This is a genomic window from Gillisella vitis (assembly GCF_001541345.2).
Taxonomy (GTDB): domain Bacteria; phylum Pseudomonadota; class Alphaproteobacteria; order Rhizobiales; family Rhizobiaceae; genus Allorhizobium; species Allorhizobium vitis.
This window is the reverse complement of record NZ_LMVL02000003.1, coordinates 88,495-111,472: the sequence shown is the minus strand read 5'-3', so window position 1 is coordinate 111,472 and position 22,978 is coordinate 88,495. Positions and strand designations below refer to the sequence as shown.

The following is a 22,978-nucleotide window of genomic DNA, read 5'->3' as shown; positions in this document are numbered from 1 at the left end:
GATGTTTCTCTCCGCCCTTTGCATCTATCCTTTAAAAAGCGCACGGGGCATTGCCCTGACACAAGCCGACATTCGCCCGCAGGGTCTTCTCGGCGATCGCCAGTTCATGTTGGTTGAGCCTTCGGGGCGTTTCGTCACTCAGAGGGAGCTGCCGGACTTGGCCCGGCTTGAGGTGAGGCTGGACGGCGCGTTATTACATCTGCAACTCGATGATGGCAGCAACATCAGCATGCCCCTGGAGAGTTTTAGCGCCCGCAAGCCGGTCACGGTGTGGCGGTCATTGGTTGATTCGGCCCTGGCTGATCCCGCCGTCAACGACACCTTGTCTCAATGGTTCGGCAGGCCGCTCGAACTGGTGCTCTTCGATGAGCAGGCCTCGCGCTTGGCCAATGCAAATTGGGCCGGACCGGAAACCCCCGTCACCTTTGCCGATGGCTATCAGGTATTGATCACCACGACAGCCTCGCTCGACGCGCTGAACGCCGATATGGAATCCCATGGGGAGGGCATGGTTGCCGTGGACCGCTTCCGGCCCAATATCGTCATCGACGGCGCATTGCCCTGGGAGGAGGACCAATGGGCCAGCATCGCCATTGGTGGATTGCGCTTCGATCTCGTCAAGCCCTGCGCCCGCTGTATCATGACAACACAAGATCAGAAGACTGGATCGCGCTCCGGCCCCTCGCCGCTTGCCGCCATGGGACGGCTTCGAATGTCAGGCGATAAGCGCGTTCCCGGTCCGCTGTTCGGCTGGAACACTGTTCCCCGCGCCATCGGCACGCTGCGCCTTGGCGATACTGTCGAGGTGCTGGAAAGGCGCCCGGACGGCATAGAACTCAGGAAACGCCGGTAAACGGTTCTCCTAACCGACAGATATTTTGCATAAAAATCCAGAATTTCAATTTTAACGGGAATTTTTTCTGGCTTTTTGCGACTGCGCAGATTTTGCCGCAATGCGAACGCTATTTTCCGAAATGGGGCATGTGGGATTCATTTTGCCACGAAACCTTCATATTCAATCGATCACAAAAATATATTTTGTTTTTGATTGGAGCGCCATTGACGGATCGACCCATTGATCTTACCTTCAACGCTGTCGACAAGGTGGTGATACACGCTACCAGGATCTGTCAATCGGACAGGACATCGATCGACACGTGTTCAATCTAGAGCCGGTTCCATAATCGGCTCCCTGGCAAGGAGGTAAAGCATATGCGTAGACTATCGCACCGTGCGGCGCGCTCCTCGCACCTATGCCCGCTTGGCGTGAGAGGCGTTATGATGATGTCTTTCATTTGCTGTCGAATGTGACGCGTTCTTAAAACAAGACACCACAATTGATCGACTATTGGCCTGCGTATCAAAGCGGGCGGGGATATGACTATGGAAAAACAAGTTATCGAATATGCCGGTGTGCCGGTTGGAATCAGCGTCCCGGAAGGCAACCGGGTCAAATTCATCGCCGTGAAATTTCCAGTCATTGATCTGGATGGCGGCGTTTATAGCAATGTCACCGAACTGCAACGCGCCATCCGCACGCATATGAAAAAATCCAATGAGAATGCCTATGGTACCCTCACCGGTTTCGGGGCCGCTCCACCGAGCGCGATCTCCTCAGGTGTCTCCAAGGCTTTCAGCGCCGCCTGACAGAAACCATCGCGCGCGGCTCCAGCCGTGAGCCCGCGCGGTTCATACACATGTCTTTGTAGAAAATAACCAGTCAGCCGGAAGGCCTGTTGCAGGGCTTGGGCATCGGCTTGCTTGCCTTTTCCCGCGAGCGGCTCCGGCTGTAGAAAAACCGGAAGGGATAGAAGGCGGTCCGCGTAGGGCAGACCGGCGGCATGAGAAACCGCCCTTCCCGTCTTCGGCGAGACGAAAACCAGATCCTGACGCCCGCCGGTGGCCGCGCATGCCGTCAGGTCCAGACCGAAACCAAGGTCATTCAAGATTGCCAGTTCAAACCGGATAAACAATTCCCCCGCCGACGCTGGCTCATGCAGGTGATCGAGAATGATATTCATCGCTTCATACAGATGCCCGTGCGGCTCGCGCTCCGGCAGCAACCGCAGCAGGGCCGCCAACGCCTGCACACCATAGACCGCCGTGGCCGAGCTCATCAGATGGCCAGCCCGCAACTGCAATGGCTCGACGCGAAAATCGCCCAGATGCTCTTCCAGCCGCGCCCGCCAGGTGACTTCCACGACATTGCCCGGCTGCAACACCGGCTGCATGGTGCGTGATCGCCCACCCCGCACCAGACCGAGATGTCGGCCCCGCGCCAGCGTCATCATTTCGGCAATGACGCTGGTTTCGCCATGCCTGCGCACACCCAACACAATTGCCTGATCGGTCCATTCCATAGATTGTTTTTATACCAGAGCGATGATTTTCGCCCGTAAAAAATCGGGATATTCCCTATATACGCGTCCGAGCCAGCATGTCTTTTGGCGATCAGGCAGCATAGCTGGCATGCCAGAATTTTGCATGGCGCAAACAGGAAGATGGCCCTATACAGCAACCAGGCCTTTCAACCTGCGGCATGCTTCACTTCAGCGCCGTATCCCTGGTTCAGATCCCGCAAGACGGCATGACATGACCCCAATGGACACGAAAAACACCGAACCCGCCTTGGGCGATGGCCGGCTGACAGCGCTTCCATCCGCGCTCAAATGGATACTACTGCTGCTCTTGTCGCTGCTGGTGGCTGGGGCTTTGGAATATGTCCGCTTCCCGGCAGCGCTTCTGCTTGGGCCGATGATTGCCGCGATCGTGTTTGCCACCAATGGCGCAAGACTTGCCCTGCCGCGCCCACCCTATATTGCCGCCCAGGCGCTGGTGGGCTGCATGATCGCCGAATCGCTGAATGGCGATATCCTGCGGCGGTTCTTGCAGGATTGGCCGCTGTTTATCGGCGCCACCCTGTCGGTAATCGCGCTCAGCTCGCTGCTCGGCTATATCATGGCGAAGCGCCAGGTTCTGCCGGGAACCACAGCGGTTTGGGGCAGTTCGGCCGGAGCCGCCTCGGCTATGGTGCTGATGGCGGAAGCTTACGGCGCCGATACGCGGCTGGTTGCCTTCATGCAATATCTGCGAGTCGTCTGCGTGGCCTCGGCGGCTGCGGCCATGGCAGCCTTCGTCTTCAACATCGCCGGTGCCGAGCCGCCGCCCCTAGTGTTTTTTCCTGATATTGACGGCCAAGCCCTGGCCCTGACGCTGGCGGTGACCGCTGCGTCCACTGCCGCCGGTCACTATCTGAAAATCCCGGCAGGCACGATGCTGGTGCCAATGCTGGTCATGGCCGTGCTGAATTCATTCGGGCTGGTGAAGATCGAACTGCCGCTCTGGCTGCTGGCCGTGGCCTATGCCATGGTCGGGTGGCGTATCGGGCTGGCCTTCAGCCGCCGTCTTTTGCTGCATGCTGCAAAAGCGGCACCACAGGTCGCCCTCTCGATCCTGATCCTGATTTCCTTCGGCGGCTGTCTGGCTTTTCTGCTGTGGTATCTGCTGGGCGTCGATCCGCTGACCGCCTATCTCGCCACCAGCCCGGGCGGGCTGGATTCGGTGGCGATCATTGCCGCCACCACCCATGTGGACCTGCCCTTCGTGCTGGCCCTGCAAACGGCACGCTTCCTGATGATCCTGGCGCTCGGCCCGTCGATTTCAAAGTTCATCGCCAACCGGATCAAGGTATAGAACGAAAAGCGCTTAGTCCCTTGGAAACTCAAGGCCCATTTCGCGGAATCGCTCGGGATCGTTGCCCCAGTTTTCACGGACTTTCACGAACAGGAACAGGTGAACCGTCTGTTCGAGAATCTCGGACATTTCCTTGCGCGAACTGGTGGAGATCGACTTGATGGCATCGCCATTCTTGCCGAGCACGATCTTCTTCTGGCTGTCGCGCTCGACATAGATCACCTGCTCGATCCTGACCGAGCCGTCCTTGCGCTCTTCCCATTTCTCGGTTTCGACATGGGAGGAATAGGGCAATTCCTGATGCAGGCGCAGGAACAGTTTTTCACGGGTGATTTCAGCCGCCAGCTGGCGCATCGGCAGATCGGAAATCTGATCCTCCGGATAATACCAGGGGCCTTCCGGCAGGTAATCTGCCAGATAATCCATCACGTCCTGACAACCGGAGCCGTTGGTTGCTGAGATCATGAAGGTACGCTCAAACTTCACCGACTCGTTGGCGGTGGAGGCCAATTTCAGCAGATCCTCGTGACGCACCTGGTCGATCTTGTTCAGCACTAGGATTTTTGGCTGATGCACATCCTTCAGTGCTTCCAGAATGGCTTCGCCATCGCCGCGCAATCCGCGTTCACTGTCGATCAAGAGCAGGATCACGTCAGCATCCTTGGCCCCGCCCCAGGCGGATGTCACCATGGCGCGGTCCAGCTTGCGGCGCGGCTTGAAAATGCCGGGCGTGTCCATGAAGACGATCTGTGCGTTGTTATGGATGGCGATGCCGCGCATGACGGCGCGTGTCGTCTGCACCTTGTGGCTGACGATCGACACCTTGGCACCGACGAAACGGTTGACCAGGGTCGATTTGCCGGCGTTGGTGGGACCAATCAGGGCAACGAAGCCGGAATGGGTCGGACGAACAGCAGCCGCATCTTCGGCCACGGTACCCGCAACAGTGTCAGCGATCTGGCCATCGCCAGTCGGTTGGTTTTCATGCTCGGTCATTGTCATCCAATCAATCTGAGGCGGCGGATCTCGTCCACACGCCTTCTCTTTCCAGCAACCGGGTCGCTGCCGCCTGTTCTGCGGCGCGCTTCGACCGGTCAATTCCGGTTTCCGGCTTCAGCTTGCCGATTTCCACCGTGACCGTGAAGCTCGGATCATGATCCGGTCCAGAGCGGTCTGCAACCCGATAGACCGGTGTCGCTGCAAATTTTGCGTGCGCCCATTCCTGTAGCTCGGTCTTGGCGTCACGTCGACCGGCATCCTGCCGGGAGGCACGCTCAGCCCAGAACTTCAACACAAAGGCACGCGCCGCTTCCAGTCCAGCATCGAGATAAATGGCGGCAATCAAGCTCTCCACCACATCGGCCCGCACATTCAGCATGTTCTTATCGGTCAGCTTTTTGACGTCGGCGCCGGTGCGGATATAGCGATGCAGCTGGATTTCATCGGCCACCGCCGCACAGGTCTCCGCGCTGACCAATTGGTTCAGCCGCACCGACAACTCGCCTTCAGTGGCAGATCGAAACACCCTAAACAAATGCTCGGCCACGCAAAGGCCAAGCACCCTGTCACCCAGGAATTCAAGGCGCTCATAATCGCTCCCCTTGGCGGGCCGGGCACTGGAATGGGTCAGCGCCTTGTCCAGCCGTTCCTTGCCAATAAAGTGGTAGCCGATCACGGCCTCCACTTTTTCGCGTTCTTCAGCAGTCAGGGCCTTGGGAGCCTTCATTGAACGACCTTGAACAAACGGTCCCACCGCATATTGGACGGCCATTTCCAAATTTCGCGGAAGGACGTGTTATTGCCAAGCGAGAAGAAGATCACCGAGGCGCGACCGATCAGGTTTTCAGCCGGAACCATGCCCACATCGAAGCGGCTATCGGCGGAATTATCGCGGTTGTCGCCCATCATGAAGTAATGACCGGCGGGAACGGTGAATTCACGGGTATTATCGCCAGCCGAATTCTGGGTTTCATCCAGCGTGTCGTAATTGACGCCATTATCAAGCGTTTCGCGGAAGACGGGCACGTCGAGCCCAGCATCCATCCGGTAATCGGAGGTGAAGGTTCCGTCCGGCACTTTCGGTACTGGCTTGCCGTTCACCAGCAACACGCCATCGGTCACCTGGATACGATCGCCCGGCAGGCCGACAAGGCGCTTGATATAATCGATGTCAGGATTGGGCGGAAAGCGGAAGACCACGACATCGCCACGCTTGGGCTCACTCTCCAGAATGCGACCGGAAAACAGATCGAGGGAAAAAGGCAGCGAATATTTTGAATAGCCGTAGGAGAACTTGTTGACGAAGATATAATCACCCACCAGCAGCGTCGGCATCATCGAGCCGGACGGAATGGTGAAAGGCTGGAACAGCACGGTGCGGATCACCATGGCAAGCACCAGCGCCTGAATGATGACCTTGATGTTCTCCCAGAGGGCATTCTGCTTCTTTTCGACTTTATCCGTCACGCCGGTCTCTTTCATAATTCGTCAGTCTGACGTTTCTCTAGTCGTTTCACGCCGAACCGGCAACGGCAAAACCGTTGCATCACGCGCTTGCGTCCGGATAACACGACAGGAGAGCGCGCGGATCAGACAATTATCGTTGAGAAACGAGCTTTAACGGGAAAGAGGTGGCATAGGTGGGGATCTTGGCCTTGATAACAAGGCAGCCGATAGACCAGGCAATCCCAGATAAAAAGCCAGCCAAGATAAATAATGGACATGGATGCAGACGCATGCGCCGGAAAACATCAGGCCAGGAAACATCCCGAGTGTAATTTTGAGATTGGCCAGCGCCCGAACGCATCGCGCTCGTCAGCGAGACCACCCAAAGATGATGGTCCCATATCAAGAAGACCATTCATGATGGCCATCATTACACGACGTGGCTGGATTTGCCCCGTCTTTCATTCACAAGTCTTTCATTCACAAGCCCCGGCATGACCGCGACCTTCTTGCTCGACATCCGATTGCGCCTCACCCGGCATAGCTGATTTCACAGGTCAGCCATGCGCCCGGCGTATAGCGATTAACGGATGCGACGGAACAGGCCACCATCGATTTCGCGCTGGCGATATTCCAGGTCGAGGCGGTCATGGGCAGCGTTCAGGTAAGCCATTTCACGTTCCTGGGCAGTCGGGACGCGCAGGGCGCGGGCAAATTTGCGAATAGGACCAAACATTGTCTTATCTCTCTGTGTTTGTTTCGATGACCTCAATATACGAGTGCACTGCACAAAGAACCAGAGACAAGGCGCGTTTCCAGCCATGCGTATAATGCATGGCATCGTTAAAAACCGTGGAATTTAGCCATAAACTGCACGAAATTTGATCAGAAACAAGGCTCCGATGTCAAAACATTGGCAGCACCGCCAAAGCGGATAGTAAGCATTTACAGCGCCGTGCGTGTCATAAAACGCACCTATGACGCTGTACCGCTTTGTATCGGCAGGATAATTTCAATCGAAGTCGGCAATCCAAGCCTCAGTCATAGACCCGCTTGGCGGTTGCCACGCAATCCAGCTCCTTCAACTGCGACAAAAGCTGGTTGAGCTGACGCAGATCCCAGACATCCAGATCGAAGGCCATTTCGGTAAAATCCGCAGCGACGCGCATCATGGACAGAAGCCGGATATTGATGTCCAGCCCGGCAATCAGTTGCGCCACCTTGGCCAGCGTACCCGGCTCGTTGATGGCGTTGATCAGAATGCGGGAATGGAAGCGCGACTTGTTCGCCTCGTCCAGATCCCAGCGGACATCGATCCAGCGTTCCGGCTCGTCATCGTATTTCTGCAAGGCAGACGCCTGGATCGGATAGATGATGATCCCCTTGCCGTCTTCCATAATGCCGACAATCCGGTCGCCGGGAACGGCACCGGCTGCGGAGAAATGCACTTCGAGATTACCGGCCAGCCCGCGGATCGGCAGCGGATCCAGCTCCTCCGCAAGACTGCCATCAGCAGGTTTTGCGGCGTCAGACGCCTTCTTGCCTTGCGGCAGCTTGAACATCATGCCGCTGGCCGAGCGCATGTTGAACCAGCCATCGTCCATGGCAGGCTTTACCGTAACGCGCTCGTCCTGGTAATCAGGGAAAACGGCGCGCAGCACGTCGAGTGACGACACTTCGCCGCGACCGACTGCCGCGATGGCATCCTCGACATCCTTATGCCCCAGCCTGTGCAGAACCGGTTTCAGGATCTCGCGAGAAAAGGTCTTGGCGGCGCGCTCGAAGGTCCGTTCGAGGATTCGGTAGCCGAGGCCGGAATATTGCTTGCGGATCGCCATGCGGGTGGCGCGGCGGATGGCAGCACGGGCCTTGCCGGTGACGACAATCTCTTCCCAGGCCGCTGGCGGCACCTGCACGCCAGAGCGGATGATCTCCACCTCGTCGCCATTGGCAAGGCGAGTGACCAGCGGCATGATCCGGCCATTGATCTTGGCGCCGACGGTGGTATCGCCGATATTGGTATGGACGGCATAGGCAAAGTCGATCGGCGTGGCGCCGCGCGGCAGGGCGATCAGCTTGCCCTTCGGGGTGAAGCAGAACACCTGGTCCTGGAACAGTTCCAGCTTGGTATGTTCGAGAAATTCTTCCGGATTGTTGGCTTCCGCAAGCGCCTCAATAGTGTGGCGCAGCCAGGAATAGGCATTGCTCTCGCGCGACAGCAGCTCGCCTTCGCCACCGCCCTCGCCGTCCTTGTAAAGCGCGTGGGCGGCGATGCCGTATTCGGCGATTTCATGCATGCGGTGGGTGCGGATCTGCAACTCGATACGCTGGCGTGACGGGCCGACGATGGTGGTGTGCAGCGACCGGTAATCATTCTGCTTCGGCGTCGAAATATAGTCCTTGAACCGGCCAGGTACCACCCGCCAGCGGGTGTGGACAATGCCAAGCGCCCGGTAGCAAGCGGCAACGCCATCGACCAGGATGCGAAAGCCATAAACATCCGAAAGCTGCTCAAAGGACAGCGATTTGGACTGCATCTTGCGAAACACTGAATAGGGTTTCTTCTGGCGCCCCTTCACCGAGGCCTGGAGCAGACCATTGGCGACCAGAAGATCGCTCAACTCGTCTTCGATCTTCTTGATCAGCCCTTCGTTGCGTCGGGAAAGCTCTTCAAGCCGCTTTGTAACAGTCTCGTAAGCTTCGGGATTGATATAGCGAAAGGATAGGTCTTCCAGCTCGTCGCGCATGTCCTGCATGCCCATGCGGCCGGCCAGCGGCGCATAGATTTCCATGGTTTCCTCGGAAATCCGGGCGCGTTTGTCGGGGCGCATATGCTCCAGCGTGCGCATATTGTGCAGGCGGTCGGCCAGCTTGACCAGCAGAACCCGCACATCGTCGGAAATCGCCAGCAGCAGCTTGCGCAGGTTTTCGGCCTGCTTGGCTTTCTTGGTAACGAGGTCGAGTTTCTTGAGCTTGGTCAGGCCCTCGACCAACCGGCCGATATCCTCGCCAAACAATTCGTCGATTTCGGCCCTGGTCGCCGTGGTATCCTCGATCGTGTCATGCAGGAGGGCAACCGCGATGGTCGACTCGTCCAGATGCATTTCGGTGAGGATGGCAGCCACTTCCAGCGGATGGGAAATATAGGGATCGCCGCTGGCTCGCTTCTGCTGGCCATGTTTCTGCATGGCATAGACATAGGCCTTGTTGAGCAATGCTTCGTTGGCGTCGGGCTTGTATTTCTGTACCCGCTCCACGAGCTCATACTGCCGCATCATGCCCAGGCTACTCCATCAATCGAAAATCAGGCCACAGAACGCTGGTCCAAGACGCACTCTCAAAAGAAAAAGCGCGCCAACCTTCCGATTGACGCACAGAGAGTTTGAAAGATCGGACCACCTCAAGACCGGTACGCCGATCTTGAGCCTTCGGCAATCAGTAATCGTCGCTCTTTTCCGGCGGGACAAGGCCCTCGATGCCAGCCAGCAGCTCTTCTTCCGACATCTGGTCGAAGGCAACGGTTTCCGGCATTTCGTCCTCGTCTTGCGAGCCGCTGGTCAGCTGGCCTTCGGCAACGGAGGCAGCGTCCTGTTCGGGCTCGTCGACTTCGACATGCTTTTGCAGGGAATGGATCAGATCTTCCTTCAGATCGTCCGGCGACAGGGTCTCATCGGCGATTTCGCGCAGGGCAACGACGGGATTCTTGTCATTGTCGCGGTCGATGGTGATCTGGGCTCCCTGGGAGATCTGACGGGCGCGATGGCTTGCCAGCAGAACCAGTTCGAAACGGTTATCGACCTTGTCGATGCAATCTTCCACGGTGACGCGTGCCATGGTCTGTCCTTCTTTTTACTATTTAGTCCTGGGGCTTTTAATATTTATTCCTGAGGGATTGACAGACCGGATACATGTATTATCGCCGGAGTTCAAGTTTTTCCTGAGCGTCGTTTCAGCCAGACTCAACCTAGAAATTGTAAAAAAAAATGGAAACTCATAAAGATTCAATCAACAGGCGGTTGGAATATGCTCTATCGCTGGATACATAATTCATATATGATTAAATCATAATACATTGAGTCGGGTTGGAACCCGAGGCTGGCCGTACGTGATGCCGCGCTAATGTATATAACAAAGGATGTTGAAGGATGTTTGATCCGAGAGAAAAAATAGCGCTTTTCATAGATGGCGCAAATTTATATGCGGCTTCCAAAAGCCTTGGTTTTGATATCGATTACCGCAAGCTGCTCAAAGCCTTTCAGAAGCGTGGCTATCTGCTGCGCGCTTACTATTACACAGCATTGATCGAAGACCAGGAATATTCGTCGATCCGTCCGCTGATCGATTGGCTGGACTATAACGGCTACAAGGTCATTACCAAGCCGGCCAAGGAATTCACTGATTCCATGGGCCGTCGCAAGGTCAAGGGCAATATGGATATCGAACTGGCCATCGATGCGATGGAACAGTCCGAAACTGTGGATCATTTGGTGATCTTCTCCGGCGACGGCGATTTTACCACGCTGGTTGAAGCCCTTCAGCGCAAGGGCCGCAAGGTTTCCGTGGTTTCCACCATGTCGACCCAGCCGCCGATGATTGCCGACGACCTTCGCCGCCAGGCCGATCATTTCATCGATCTTGTATCGCTGAAGGCTGAAATCGGTCGCGATCCAAGCGAACGGCCAATACGCCAGGTTGAACCCATGCTGGCAGAACCGCAGATCTGATCGCTGACAGCGCGCCGTGCACCAAATACGGCGCACTCAGTTTTGCTGTAGCGCTTTATATCTGCTGCACCTTTATATCTGATGCACAATGGGACGATCCTGGGGCAACCAGGGTCCCCCCTCCCACGTTGGGCTCATACTCTTTTGTGTTCTGCGCTGGGAAATACCCTTAGGTTGCCGCGCAATCGTCCTGCTGTTTGTTTTTTTGATAAAAATAAAGTTCCGGCTCGGACCGGATACGCCACCCGGCAGGTGGGTCATGGCATGACTGTATCTGTTATCTATTCTGCATCGCAAGCTCAGCATATTCTGAGGGTTTTTGCGATAATGTCATGGTTTACCCGATCCTGGCGGATGAGCGCTTGAGCTCGCCTCATTATCCTATTGTTAAATTTCTGAGCGTTACCTTTCCCATGGAAGATGAGATCTTAACGGATCCACGACTGGGAGAATGATAACCGAGACCACAACCATTGCGCGCTTTAACTGAGTTTTGCCTCAGCTCGCGACCTGGACACCGTGGGAGACACCATGGGATGCAACGGAGACGTCGCGTTATGACCTGCGTCGTGCAAATCTTCGTTTTCAATGGCTGGTGATCATACGTTTCAAAACAGGATAAATGATCAGGGTGTTTCATGACTAATGCAACCGAAGACAATGGCGACCTCCACAAGCGAATGGCTTTCCTGAAGCTGACGGCAAGCGATCTTGGGATCATCGCCAGCTTGCAGCCGATCATTGCCCATTCCATCGGTCCGACGCTGGACATCTTCTACCAGATCGCGAAACAGCACCCGGAAGCAGCCAAGTTTTTTTCCAGCGACAGCCATATCGAACACGCCAAACAGAAACAGATCCAGCATTGGAGCCACCTGCTGTCCGGTCATCTGGACGGCGCTTATGTTGCCTCGGCAACCACGATTGGCCGCACCCATGCCAGGCTGGGCCTCGACCCGCGCTGGTATATCGACGGTTATGGCCTGATTCTTTCGGGCCTGGTCACCGGCGTGCTGGAAGCAGAGATGCGTGGAACGCTGTTCGGCAGCCGCTTGAAAGGCGCCATTCCAAAAATCTCCGCGCTGATCCGCGCCACGATGCTGGATATGGATTTCGCCATTTCCACCTATGGCGAAGCTTTGGGCGAGGAGCGCAGCAAAATTGCCGCGGAACGCGCCAGGATCGAAGAAGAACAGCAACAGGCCCTGCGTGCCCTGGACAATGCACTGGCCGCGTTGAGTAACGGCAATTTGACGGCACAGATCACGACGCCGCTTGCGCCACAATACGAGGCCTTGCGCGGCAATTTCAACAAGGCCGTCGCCACCCTGGCGGGCGCTTTCGACGAAATCAGCCACGAGGCAGGCCAGGTCAATGCCAATACCCGGGAACTGACCCGGGCGACCGACGACATGGCAAAACGCACGGAACAACAGGCCGCCGCCCTTGAAGAGACGGCTGCGGCGCTGGAGGAAATCAGCGTGATTGCCAAGCAATCGGCGTTGCGCAGCCGCGAAGCCCAGACGGTGGCCAGCCATGCAGCAGAGGCTGCCGGCAAATCGGGCGAGATCGTCGGCAATGCGGTCGCGGCCATGAGCGCCATCGAGGACAGTTCGACGAAGATTTCCTCGATCATCAGCGTCATCGACGAAATTTCCTTCCAAACCAACCTGCTGGCGCTGAATGCCGGGGTGGAAGCCGCACGGGCGGGCGAGGCAGGCAAAGGTTTCGCAGTCGTGGCCCAGGAAGTGCGTGAACTGGCACAGCGCTCCGCCAATGCCGCCAAGGAAATCAAAACGCTGATCGACCGCTCGTCGAAAGACGTCGCCAATGGCGTGGCCCTGGTCAACCAGACCGGCGACGTCTTGCGCACCATCAGCGATCAGGTTCGTGAAGTGGACGGACATATCGCAGCCATAGCCCAGGCCGCCCAGGAACAGGCATCCGGCATGAATGAAATCAATGCCGCTATTTCCAGCATGGACCAGTTGACCCAGCAGAATGCCTCGATGGTGGAGGAAACCAACGCCTCCACCCATACGCTACAAGGTGTATCCGACCATCTGGCATCGCTGCTGGCCCGTTTCCAGACGCAAGGGACGAAGGCGCATACGCCACGGTCCGGGGCCTATCACCAGAGTTATGCGGCCTGATGGTCGGATAAAAATAAAATTGGTTATCCTGCCAAAACATTTTTGAAAACGGGCATATCCATGCCCGTTTTTCGGCGGCAGCATCCGGTGGAATGACGTAAAACCTGCTCATGCTGTTCAAACACCCTTCCGACGATACCCTCTATGCCGCACTGGTCGCCAAAGATGCGTCCTATGACGGCTTCGCCTATGTCTGCGTCACCTCGACCCGGATTTTCTGCCGGTTCACCTGTACGGCGCGCAAACCCAAACCGGAAAATTGCCGGTTTACGGAGACCATTGCCGCCTGTCTTGAAGGTGGCTTTCGCCCCTGCAAGCGCTGCCGCCCGCTTCTTGCCTATGGCCACGCCGATCCCCTGGTGAAAACCCTGCTGGATCTTCTGGAGGCCGATCCTGGCCGTCGCTGGCGGGAGGACGATGTGATCGCGCTTGGCCACGACCCATCCACAGTCCGGCGCGCCTTCAAACGCCGGTTCGGAGTGAGCTTCATTGAAATGGCGCGGCTACGCCGGATCAGTCTTGGCACCGAAGTCCTTGCCGCTGGCGAGGCGGTGATCGAAGCGCAGATGGAGGCCGGATATGCATCCGGCAGCGGCTTTCGTACCGCTATCACTCAATTGCTTGGCAATGCTCCGGCACGGATGAAGGACCTCGGCCTGCTCAAGGCTGACTGGATCGACACACCGATCGGGCCGATGCTTGCCATCGCCGATGACCATGCGCTGCATCTGCTCGAATTTGCCGACCGGCCTGCCCTGCCCACGGAACTGAACCGCCTGAAGGCAAGGCAGGGCTGCGGGGTGGCAATCGGGCGAACCGCCGTGACCGAACAAATCGCAGCAGAACTGGCGCGCTATTTCAGCGGCGATTTCAATGGAGTCGGAACCCAGGGTTTCGAAACCCGGCTGGCCGGACATGGCACGCCATTCGAGCGCGATGTGTGGCAGGCGCTGCGGCAAATTCCAGTGGGGGAAACCTGTAGCTATTCAAAGCTGGCCACATCCATCGGCCGTCCAAGCGCCGTGCGGGCAGTGGCACGGGCAAATGGAGCAAATCAGATCGCTATCGTCATACCATGCCACCGGGTCATCGGCGCGGATGGCAGCCTCACCGGCTATGGCGGCGGACTGTGGCGCAAACAGTGGTTGCTCAATCACGAACGGCGCATAAAACACAACCCATAAGCGTTGCTGATCGTTGTCATTCAAAACATTCGCTGGACGATTTGACGCATCTCGGTCATTTTCCGCGCGTCCACTGGCAGCCAGAGTATTTCCAGGAAAAGGGAGAATTTCCCTGTTTCCATGACGGATAACAAGGTTCTCGGTCTGCCACCTTTTCACCCCTCACCCATCGCTTGTCTGCGTCGTCGAGACGTAGGCTCCTGTCCTCGTGCCCGCTTGAAAGGAAAAGATCATGCGCACGACAGATCCGACGAAAAACAGTGTTGTCCTGGCCCCCAGAGGCGGTTTCACCCGTCGCTTTGCGACGGCCTATCGCTGGATCGCTTCGGTTCTGGCGCGCTGTTTCTTGCGCCGGGGCGGGACAACACCCAGCAATCATGTGGGAGATCTGAATGCGCATCAATTGCGCGATATCGGTCTTGACCATTGGGAAATCTCATCCCGGCAGGAACAGGAGCGGCACGCTCGGCTGGCGGCCTATGCCTTTCTGATCGGGATGCACGGGCGGTAAAACTCGCGCCATACCTGTCAAAGCGCCGTACTAAGCGGCGCTTTGACAACCCACCGCATCTCAGCCCGTTTTCAGCAACCGGCTTTTCTGCCGGTTCCAGTCGCGTTCCTTTTCGGTCTCGCGCTTGTCATGCAATTTTTTGCCCTTGGCCAAGGCCAGTTCCAGTTTGGCGCGGCCTTTTTCGTTGAAATAGATCTTCAACGGCACCAGCGTCATGCCTTCGCGATTGATGGCAACGCGCAACCGATTGATCTCGCGCTTGTTGAGCAGCAATTTGCGGCGGCGGCGCGGTTCATGGTTGAAACGGTTGGCCTGAAGATATTCCGGCAGATGCGAATTGATCAGCCAAATTTCCTCACCCTCGTCTGAAGCATAGGATTCGGCAATATTGGCCTTGCCTTCGCGCAGAGACTTGACCTCCGTGCCGGTCAGCATGATGCCCGCCTCGTAGGTATCGATGATCTCATAGTTAAACCGCGCCTTGCGGTTTTCCGCGACGATCTTGTTTACGGTGCGCTGGCTGCCTCTGGGTGCCATAACTCTGTCCAATCCGACCTATGCTTTTTGTTTTTCTAAACGCCGGCGGGTTACTGCTCCGGTCTGTCAGGCCTTATGTAATACAGCAGTACCCGTAATGGAAGAAGCCGGAGCCAATGTGGACTCCGGCCCATCCGTCAATTGATGATCTCAGTTCGTCAGTCCCGCATGTTGAAGAGCGGCATCGATAGCCGCTTCAGTCGAGGCTTCTAGTGTCGACAACAACGGCAGGCGTGCGGTTCGGCCCATCCGACCGAGCTGCGACAGGGCATATTTCGCTCCGCAAAGCCCAGGCTCCAGGAAGATCGCCTTGTGCAGCGGCATCAGCCGGTCCTGGTAATCAAGAGCCTTGGCGAAATCCCCGGCCAGCGTCGCAGCCTGGAACTCGGCGCACAGGCGCGGCGCGACATTGGCTGTCACCGAGATGCAGCCGACCCCACCATGGGCGTTGAAGCCCAGCGCGGTCGCATCCTCGCCGGACAGCTGGATAAAATCGCGCCCGCAGGTGATCCGCTGTTCGGAAACCCGCTCCAGCTTGCCGGTGGCGTCCTTGACGCCCACGATGGTCTTGTGGGCCTGGGCCAGCTTGCCCATGGTTTCCGGGCTCATGTCGATCACCGAGCGCGGCGGAATATTGTAGATGATGATCGGCAGGGAGACCGCCTGGGCAATCGCCGAGAAATGCGCGATCAGCCCCTTTTGGGTCGGCTTGTTATAATAAGGTGTCACCACCAGCACGGCATCGGCCCCGGCCTTTTCGGCATGCTGGGCGAGATCGATGGCTTCCATCGTATTGTTGGATCCAGCGCCGGCAATCACCGGAACCCGCTTGGCGGCCACTTCGACGCACAGTTCCACCACCCGTTTGTGCTCGGCATGGGTCAGGGTTGGCGATTCGCCTGTCGTGCCAACCGGCACCAGGCCGGAACTGCCTTCGGCGATCTGCCATTCGACATGAGCGGCAAAGGCTTTCTCGTCAATCGCCCCGGTTTCGGTGAACGGCGTGACGAGCGCGGGCATGGAACCCTGGAACATGCATAGAACTCCCAACGGCCGCCAATCCCTGGTCAGCCGTAAATGTGCAATCAAACGCGGGCACATTACTGCTAGGCCCGCACCGGTACAAGCACGGTTCGTCCGGTTTTATGACAGTTTTTCAATGCGGAATTTTCGTCGCATTGACGCCATTTCATTAAGCATTCATTAATCGGGGTCAGAGTTAATGGGAGCTATGCGCATTTTCCGGACGAGTTTGCCGATGAAACGGACCATTTTGCTCAAGCTTGCCCTGTCCATAGGTGTGGCGGCGCTGGCCCCTGCCGGTGTGTCTTGGTCCCAGCCGCTCCTGGGTGGTGGAGATGTGCCAGCACCCGCCAACCGTCCAGCGGCGCTTTCGGCCTCTTCCGCCTCCTCTGTCTCCGGCGACATTACCGGCTCCATCCCGGTTGTCGCGCCGATGCCGGTCGAACGGTCCCCGCTGAAATCCGGCCTCGACGCCCTGTCGGATCGCAACGGAGCGCTGGCGCTGTCGATTCGCGATGCCATGCCCCAGGGGCTGGACCGGCATATGCTGACATGGTCGATTGCCATGTCGGGCCTTGCCGGTATTCCTTCCTCGGAAATTGCCAATGCCCAGCGCGAGCTGAAAGGATGGCCGGGGCTTTCCGCATTCCGCGCCAATTCGGAAAAGGCGCTATTGCGCGAAAACCCACCAGCCCCGGATGTATTGGCAGCCTTCGGAGAGACCAAGCCGGAAACGGCGGAAGGCACGATCATCCTGACCCGCGCCCTGGTGGCAAGCGGCAACCGCAGTCGCGCCGTTTTTATCCTGAAAGACCTGTGGCGCAGCCAGCCGCTGGAAATTGCCACCGAAGACCGCATCCTGAGCGAATTCGGCGGCCTGCTGACTCGCGCCGATCACAAGGTACGGATGGATTATCTGATGTATCGTGGCCGCACCGCCCAGGCCAAGCGATTCGCGTCGCTTGGCGATGCGCAAGCTCTTTATGCCGCCTGGATGGCGGTCAACAGCCGTTCGCCCAAGGCTGTGGCGCTGATTCAGGCCGCCAGCGCACGGTTTGGCAATGACCCCGCGTTGCTGTTCGTCAAGATCGAGTATCAGCGCCGCCAGGACAATTACCAGGACGCGGCAAAGCTGCTAGCGCTTGTGCCCAGAGACGCGTCACGTTTGGTCAATCCGGGCGAATGGTGGAATGAGCGGCGTATTGTGGCGCGCGGCCTTGCCGATGACGGCAAATACCGGCTGGCCTATCAGGTTGCCGCTGGCTACACTGCCACCGACCCGGTCGATATCGTCGATGCCGAGTTTCATGCGGGCTGGTATGCTCTGCGCGGCCTTAATGATCCAAAAACCGCAGCCCAGCATTTTCGCCGGATTGTCGAGGCGTCGAATCGACCACTATCCGCCTCGCGCGCCTATTATTGGCTGGGGCGTGCCGATGAAGCGCAAGGCAATCCAACCGCAGCCAGGCAGGATTTTGTCCGGGCAGCCGATTATCCCGGCACCTTCTATGGACAATTGGCAGGCGCCCGCCTGAAGCAAACGCGACTCGACATTCGCTACCCCACACCGACTGAGGAAGACCGCCGTCGTTTCGCCAGCCGGGAAGCCATTATCGCTATTGATCGCTACAAGGCCGCCGGCCACGAATGGCGCGGCGCAAGCCTTTACCGGGCCTTGGCCGAACAATTGCAAAGCCCTGGAGAATTGGCACTTCTCGCCTCCAAGGCCGAGCGCGCCGGCAATCACCAATTGTCGTTGCAAGTGGGCAAGACCGCCTATGGCCGTGGCATAAACGTACCGGCCCTGGCCTTCCCCATTGGCGTCATTCCGGCCTCCGCCAATATTGCCGGCTCCGGCAAGGCACTGGCCTATGCCATTGCCCGCCAGGAAAGCGCATTCAACCCGGCAGCCGTGTCCGCCGCCGATGCCAAAGGCCTGTTGCAACTGATGCCGGCCACGGCAAAGGCCGTCGCCAAGCGTCATGACATGGCATTTTCACCGGATCGATTGACCCAGGACGCTGCTTATAATGCCACGCTCGGCGCCCATTATCTGGGCGAACAGATCGACGCTTTCGGCGGCTCCTATATATTGACGTTCATTGCCTATAATGCCGGACCGAAGCGGGTGCCGGAATGGATCAACCGCTATGGCGATCCACGCGGCATGCCAATCGATGACGTCGTCGACTGGATCGAGCGCATCCCCTTCCCCGAAACGCGCGGCTATGTACAGCGCGTCATGGAAAACTACCAGATCTACAAGACCCGGCTGGGGCAGACCGCAGATATCGAGCACGATCTTCGCTATGGCCGCTGACGGCGGATAGTGGATAAGGTGACGACAACAGGAGTTCACGGCATGCAACACCTGGAGAATGGGACCTTTCAAGACCGGACGATTACAGCCGCCGACGGTATCCAACTGTTCGTGCGCGATTACCAAGCCAGCGGCGATACTCATCTGGCTTCCCTGCCCCCGGTCGTCTGCCTGCCCGGCCTGACTCGCAATCACCGCGATTTCACGCCACTGGCCCAACGGCTTGCTGCGGGCGGAAGACGGGTGATCTGCATCGATTCGCGCGGCCGTGGCGGCTCTGAGCGAGACCCGGACCCGAAAAACTACAATCTTTTGACGGAAATGGCCGACGTGGGCACGGTGCTGGATGAGCTTGCGGTTGCTCAGGCGGATTTTATCGGCACATCCAGAGGCGGACTTCTGCTGCATTTCCTGGCCGTCATGCATTCCAGCCGTATTCGCCGCGTGATTCTCAACGATGTGGGACCGGTTCTGGAAAAAGAGGGGCTGATCGCCATCAGGGATTATCTGAGCAGAGGTGGCGCACCAAAGACCTGGGCAGATTGCCCCGCCTATCTCAGATCCATGCATGGTTCGACGTTTCCGGTGCTGGACCAGCAGGACTGGGAAGACATGGCGCAGGCGCTCTACCGCGACGAAAACGGTATTCCCGTCGCCGATTACGATCCCGCGATTGCCGCACAAATCTCCAGCATCGATTTCAGCAAGCCAATCCCGGATCTATGGGTGCAATACGAGGCGCTGGCCCCCTTCCCCCTGCTGATCATTCGCGGTGAGCATTCGCAACTGCTATCCAGGCAGGCAAGCGAATCAATGATCGCTCGCCATCCCTCGGCCAGCTTGGTCATTGCCGAGGGCCAGGGCCACGCGCCCTTGCTGCATCTCATGCCGCTTGCAGCCGAGATCGAGCAATTCCTCAGCGGCAGGTAAACAATCAGGGTTTCAACGAAAGCAGCGCGCCGTTGTGATTGTTATGACAGGATTGAATGGAAGTTTGTTTGATGGCGGAGAGGATGGGATTCGAACCCACGATACCATCTCTGGTATACTCCCTTAGCAGGGGAGCGCCTTCGACCACTCGGCCACCTCTCCGGTGCGGTCTGATTATGTCGTCGTAGATTCGATTGCAAGCGCTTTTCGCCAACTTCCACGATAAAGGCGGCATTTCCTTATTGAGAACAAAGGAAACTCCGTATCGCTCTGCTGGCTTAGGCAAATCCCGCATGTTCATTCGAGGCGCCCCCACCGCCCTGTTTCGTCTTGATTGCCCTTATAAGAAGACGTGCGCGCACTTCCTTTAACAATAAGAACGCACGCACGAACCTCCCCGGGCAACGAACGACACGGCGATTGCATGAGAGAATCGCTAGGGTCTAAAATAGAATCGCCATCGATTCTGGCTGTCCTCAGTCCAATTTTGCTACACTGCGTGCCGGAGAGGCTGTTGAAAACATCGTCTCACCTTGAAGCGACTTTGCCTGAGATCGCCTTCAAACAGCACTCGTGGGCATCGAATCGCCCGAATTTGCCGCATTTCGGATGAGGTCGGAATTCAAGCCGGTTTTCAGGTGGTTGGCGTTAGCCTTTGTTTTTCAAAGCGTTTCTTAACAAAGAGTAAACAAATGCCCCGGTTCGGCCATAGCTTTGTGTCCTTTCAGCAACATCAAACGGGGAAGGCTATGGCGAAACCGCCCCGTTTGCCGTTTGTCGATTGCAAGCGCAGCAGCGTTTTGTATTTTCAAATCCAGAAGCGAGGCGGTGGATCGTCCGTTTCATACGTTAACGGGAATGGGGGCAGGAAATACTGTCCTTCAGCCAAACAAGCCCAGACCCTAATGAAACTTGACTGGAGGTCATTATGAACATCAAGAGCCTTCTTCTCGGCTCCGCTGCGGCTCTCGCAGCAGTATCCGGCGCCCAGGCAGCTGACGCTATCGTTGCTGCTGCACCGGAACCCGCTGAATACGTCCGCGTTTGCGACGCCTTCGGCACTGGCTACTTCTACATCCCCGGCACCGAAACCTGCCTTCGCGTTAAGGGCTACGTCCGTTTCGAAGTTCAGGGCAACAGCAACACCAATGACACTGGTCGTGGTACCTCATGGCGTGGCGATGAGCGCGACTGGAACGCTCGTACCCGTGGCCTCGTAACTTTCGACGCCAAGAACGACTCCGAACTCGGCACGATCGGCTCCACCATCACAGTCCGCACATGGGCTGATGAAGACGGCGGCAGCCTCGAACTCGACGAAGCCTTCATCACTGTTGCTGGCTTCCAGATCGGTTCCTTCTACAACTACTTCGATACGGGCCTCTCCGGCGAAACCGATGACCTCGGCTCGAACCGTCTGAACTCGATCGCTTACAACTACAAGTCCGACACCTTCTTCGCTGGCGTAGCTGTCGATGAACTGACCGGCTTTTATTCTCGTGGCTCGGCAGCTGTTTACAACGAAAACAAGCGCGTTGGTGTTGAAGGTCAGGTTGGCGGTTCGTTCGGTCCGGTAACAGCAACCCTGCTGGGTGGCTGGGATGCTGCTGCCAACGACGGCGCTGTTCGTCTGCTCGCAACCGCAAACCTCGGTCCTGGTGTTCTCGGCGTCGCTGGCTTGTACTCGACCGGCGCTTCCGCTTACTACGACAAGGCTGAGTGGACGATTGCTGCTGAATACGCCGCAAAGATCACTGACAAGCTGACACTGACCCCTGGCGTTCAGTACTTCGCTAACACCGAGACTGATGGCGCTGGCGAATACACCGGTCGTGACATCTGGAAGGGTGGCTTGACGCTGGACTATAAGCTGGCTGAAGGCCTGACCACCAAGGTTTCCGCTCAGTACCAGGATCATTCCTGGAGCAACAGCGACGAAGTCTGGTCTGGTTTCGTTCGCTTGCAGCGTTCGTTCTAATTATCTCTTAAGAGATAAGACTAAGGCTAGGCCCCGTTTAAATACGGGGCCTAGTCAGTATGCCGGGGGGCAAACAACAAGAGCGGTTCATAGAGAGAATATCTCTATTTCCTAAACGTTAAACTGGAGATCAAAAATGAATATTAAGGGCCTTCTTCTCGGCTCCGCTGCTGCTCTCGCAGCAGTATCTGGCGCACAGGCTGCTGATGCTATTGTTGCAGCTGCCCCCGAACCTGCTGAATATGTCCGCGTTTGCGATGCTTTCGGCACTGGCTACTTCTACATCCCCGGCACTGAAACCTGCTTGAAGATGAGCGGCTACGTTCGTTTTGAAGTTCAGGGCGCAAGCAACAACAGCTTGGGCGATGATCGTAACTGGAATGCTCGTACGCGTGGCCTCGTCACTTTCGACGCCAAGAACGACTCCGAACTCGGCACGATCGGCTCGACCATCACGGTCCGTACTTGGGCTGATGAAGACGGCGGCAGCCTCGAACTCGACGAAGCCTTCATCACTGTTGCTGGCTTCCAGATCGGTTCCTTCTACAATCCTTGGGATAGCGATCTGTCCGGCGAAACCGACGATATCGGTTCGAACCGTCTGAACTCGATTGCTTACAAGTACAAGGCCGATAATTTCTTCGTATACGGTTCGGTTGACGAATTGACCGGTTTGTATTCTCGTGACCTGGCTGACAATCCTTACAACAAGAATTCTCGCGTTGGTCTCGAAGCTCAGGTCGGCACCACCTATGGACCTATCACAGCTAACTTGCTCGGCTCCTGGGATTTTGCAGCGAATGACGGCGCAATTCGTGGCTTGGCAACGGCTGAAGTCGGTCCTGGCGAATTCGGTATCGCTGCGATCTACTCGACCGGCGCAAGCGCCTATTACGACCTCAGCAAGTGGACTGTTGCTGCTCAGTATGCAGCAAAGATCACCGACAAGCTGAGCCTGACGCCTGGCGTTCAGTACTGGGGTGAAACCGAAACCGACGCTTCTGGCGATTACTTTGGTCGCGACATCTGGAGAGCTGGTCTGACGGTTGACTACAAGCTGGCAGAAGGCCTGACCACCAAGGTTTCGGCTCAGTACCAGGACCACGACTGGGATGGCAACGACGACGTTTGGACGGGCTTTGTTCGTCTGGAACGCAAGTTCTGATCTGATTGTTGATCTTCAGTTGACAATAGCCTCCGGGTTTACGCCCGGAGGTTTTTTATTGCCTTATCGCGATGCGTAATGGCGTAAGCTGGGTTGGATATAATTCGCGATTGCGCCTATCCCATATAATGCTCTCTTAAAGGGGGCTGGGATCGAAAGATTGAGCTTTAGGATCGTTGGGTTTTTCTGCTTCGATTGAACCAGACAAACTCTCCCGTCTTGTGTTGTCGTTTGTCTTGTCGGGAAAAACGGGGTTCCCTCTTCCCAAGGTAGGCTCTCACTCTGAAAAAGTCTGGATGGCCTTCTATCAAGGCG

General features: G+C 57.0%; 20 protein-coding genes and 1 tRNA gene. 10 read left to right on the top strand and 11 right to left on the bottom strand.

The window, feature by feature from the left end:
* Nucleotide 1: 1 nt before the first annotated feature.
* Nucleotides 2–853, top strand: a complete 852-nt coding sequence (locus ASB66_RS10565; protein WP_060715903.1) for an MOSC domain-containing protein — start codon at nt 2–4, stop codon at nt 851–853.
* 398 nt (nt 854–1,251) lie between these two features.
* Here the strand turns inward: ASB66_RS10565 and ASB66_RS26215 are convergent, their stop codons facing one another.
* Complete coding sequence (locus tag ASB66_RS26215) at nt 1,252–1,542, bottom strand: hypothetical protein (RefSeq protein ID WP_156544978.1); 291 nt, start codon at nt 1,540–1,542, stop codon at nt 1,252–1,254.
* Between the two features lie 23 nt (nt 1,543–1,565).
* Entirely contained in the window at nt 1,566–2,360 is a 795-nt protein-coding gene (gene recO / locus ASB66_RS10555; protein ID WP_060715905.1) for a DNA repair protein RecO, read from the bottom strand.
* Between the two features lie 232 nt (nt 2,361–2,592).
* Between recO and ASB66_RS10550 the strand changes: the two genes are divergently transcribed.
* Nucleotides 2,593–3,693, top strand: coding sequence for an AbrB family transcriptional regulator (locus ASB66_RS10550; RefSeq protein ID WP_234612492.1), 1,101 nt, complete (start codon nt 2,593–2,595; stop codon nt 3,691–3,693).
* A gap of 12 nt (nt 3,694–3,705) precedes the next feature.
* On the opposite strand, the gene era is transcribed toward ASB66_RS10550, so the two are convergent.
* The 6 genes from era to rpoZ form a co-directional block, all read right to left on the bottom strand.
* Complete coding sequence (era, locus tag ASB66_RS10545) at nt 3,706–4,689, bottom strand: GTPase Era (protein WP_060716035.1); 984 nt, start codon at nt 4,687–4,689, stop codon at nt 3,706–3,708.
* 10 nt (nt 4,690–4,699) lie between these two features.
* Nucleotides 4,700–5,419: a ribonuclease III gene (gene rnc / locus ASB66_RS10540; protein ID WP_060715907.1), complete on the bottom strand. Its 720-nt coding sequence runs from the start codon at nt 5,417–5,419 to the stop codon at nt 4,700–4,702.
* The gene (lepB, locus tag ASB66_RS10535) at nt 5,416–6,159 is read right to left on the bottom strand and encodes a signal peptidase I (RefSeq protein WP_060716036.1); all 744 of its coding nucleotides are present in this window, start codon (nt 6,157–6,159) and stop codon (nt 5,416–5,418) included. The genes rnc and lepB overlap by 4 nt, the downstream gene beginning before the upstream one ends.
* Nucleotides 6,160–6,721: 562 nt before the next feature.
* Nucleotides 6,722–6,874 (bottom strand): DUF3563 family protein, encoded by a 153-nt coding sequence (locus ASB66_RS10530; RefSeq protein ID WP_015915454.1) that lies wholly within the window; start codon nt 6,872–6,874, stop codon nt 6,722–6,724.
* Between the two features lie 301 nt (nt 6,875–7,175).
* A complete protein-coding gene (locus tag ASB66_RS10525) occupies nt 7,176–9,416 on the bottom strand; it encodes a RelA/SpoT family protein (protein ID WP_060715908.1) in 2,241 nt (746 codons plus the stop codon).
* A 157-nt stretch (nt 9,417–9,573) separates the two neighbouring features.
* Entirely contained in the window at nt 9,574–9,972 is a 399-nt protein-coding gene (gene rpoZ, locus ASB66_RS10520) for a DNA-directed RNA polymerase subunit omega (protein WP_060715909.1), read from the bottom strand.
* 311 nt (nt 9,973–10,283) lie between these two features.
* On the opposite strand from rpoZ, the gene ASB66_RS10515 reads away from it, so the two are divergent.
* From ASB66_RS10515 to ASB66_RS10500, 4 genes are all read left to right on the top strand, one after another.
* Nucleotides 10,284–10,862 (top strand): LabA-like NYN domain-containing protein, encoded by a 579-nt coding sequence (locus tag ASB66_RS10515; RefSeq protein WP_060715910.1) that lies wholly within the window; start codon nt 10,284–10,286, stop codon nt 10,860–10,862.
* A 638-nt stretch (nt 10,863–11,500) separates the two neighbouring features.
* The gene (locus ASB66_RS10510) at nt 11,501–13,015 is read left to right on the top strand and encodes a methyl-accepting chemotaxis protein (protein ID WP_060715911.1); all 1,515 of its coding nucleotides are present in this window, start codon (nt 11,501–11,503) and stop codon (nt 13,013–13,015) included.
* Between the two features lie 110 nt (nt 13,016–13,125).
* On the top strand, nt 13,126–14,199 hold the full coding sequence (locus ASB66_RS10505) for a bifunctional transcriptional activator/DNA repair enzyme AdaA (RefSeq protein ID WP_060715912.1): 1,074 nt from the start codon (nt 13,126–13,128) through the stop codon (nt 14,197–14,199).
* A 232-nt stretch (nt 14,200–14,431) separates the two neighbouring features.
* Nucleotides 14,432–14,710, top strand: a complete 279-nt coding sequence (locus ASB66_RS10500) for a hypothetical protein (RefSeq protein ID WP_060715913.1) — start codon at nt 14,432–14,434, stop codon at nt 14,708–14,710.
* A 60-nt stretch (nt 14,711–14,770) separates the two neighbouring features.
* Here the strand turns inward: ASB66_RS10500 and smpB are convergent, their stop codons facing one another.
* Both smpB and dapA read right to left on the bottom strand, forming a co-directional pair.
* Nucleotides 14,771–15,247, bottom strand: a complete 477-nt coding sequence (gene smpB, locus ASB66_RS10495; RefSeq protein WP_015915448.1) for an SsrA-binding protein SmpB — start codon at nt 15,245–15,247, stop codon at nt 14,771–14,773.
* Between the two features lie 150 nt (nt 15,248–15,397).
* A complete protein-coding gene (gene dapA, locus ASB66_RS10490; protein ID WP_060715914.1) occupies nt 15,398–16,282 on the bottom strand; it encodes a 4-hydroxy-tetrahydrodipicolinate synthase in 885 nt (294 codons plus the stop codon).
* A gap of 223 nt (nt 16,283–16,505) precedes the next feature.
* Here dapA and ASB66_RS10485 point away from each other — a divergent pair, with 223 nt between their 5' ends.
* A complete protein-coding gene (locus ASB66_RS10485) occupies nt 16,506–18,590 on the top strand; it encodes a lytic transglycosylase domain-containing protein (protein ID WP_060716037.1) in 2,085 nt (694 codons plus the stop codon).
* 42 nt (nt 18,591–18,632) lie between these two features.
* A complete protein-coding gene (locus ASB66_RS10480; protein WP_060715915.1) occupies nt 18,633–19,520 on the top strand; it encodes an alpha/beta fold hydrolase in 888 nt (295 codons plus the stop codon).
* Nucleotides 19,521–19,592: 72 nt separating this feature from the next.
* Here ASB66_RS10480 and ASB66_RS10475 read toward each other — a convergent pair.
* Nucleotides 19,593–19,682: transfer RNA gene (locus tag ASB66_RS10475), tRNA-Ser, on the bottom strand.
* Nucleotides 19,683–20,448: 766 nt separating this feature from the next.
* Between ASB66_RS10475 and ASB66_RS10470 the strand changes: the two genes are divergently transcribed.
* Both ASB66_RS10470 and ASB66_RS10465 read left to right on the top strand, forming a co-directional pair.
* Nucleotides 20,449–21,498 carry a porin gene (locus ASB66_RS10470; RefSeq protein WP_060715916.1) on the top strand — a complete coding sequence of 350 codons (1,050 nt, stop codon included), beginning with the start codon at nt 20,449–20,451 and terminating at the stop codon, nt 21,496–21,498.
* Nucleotides 21,499–21,634: 136 nt separating this feature from the next.
* Complete coding sequence (locus tag ASB66_RS10465) at nt 21,635–22,663, top strand: porin (RefSeq protein WP_060715917.1); 1,029 nt, start codon at nt 21,635–21,637, stop codon at nt 22,661–22,663.
* Nucleotides 22,664–22,978 lie beyond the last annotated feature (315 nt).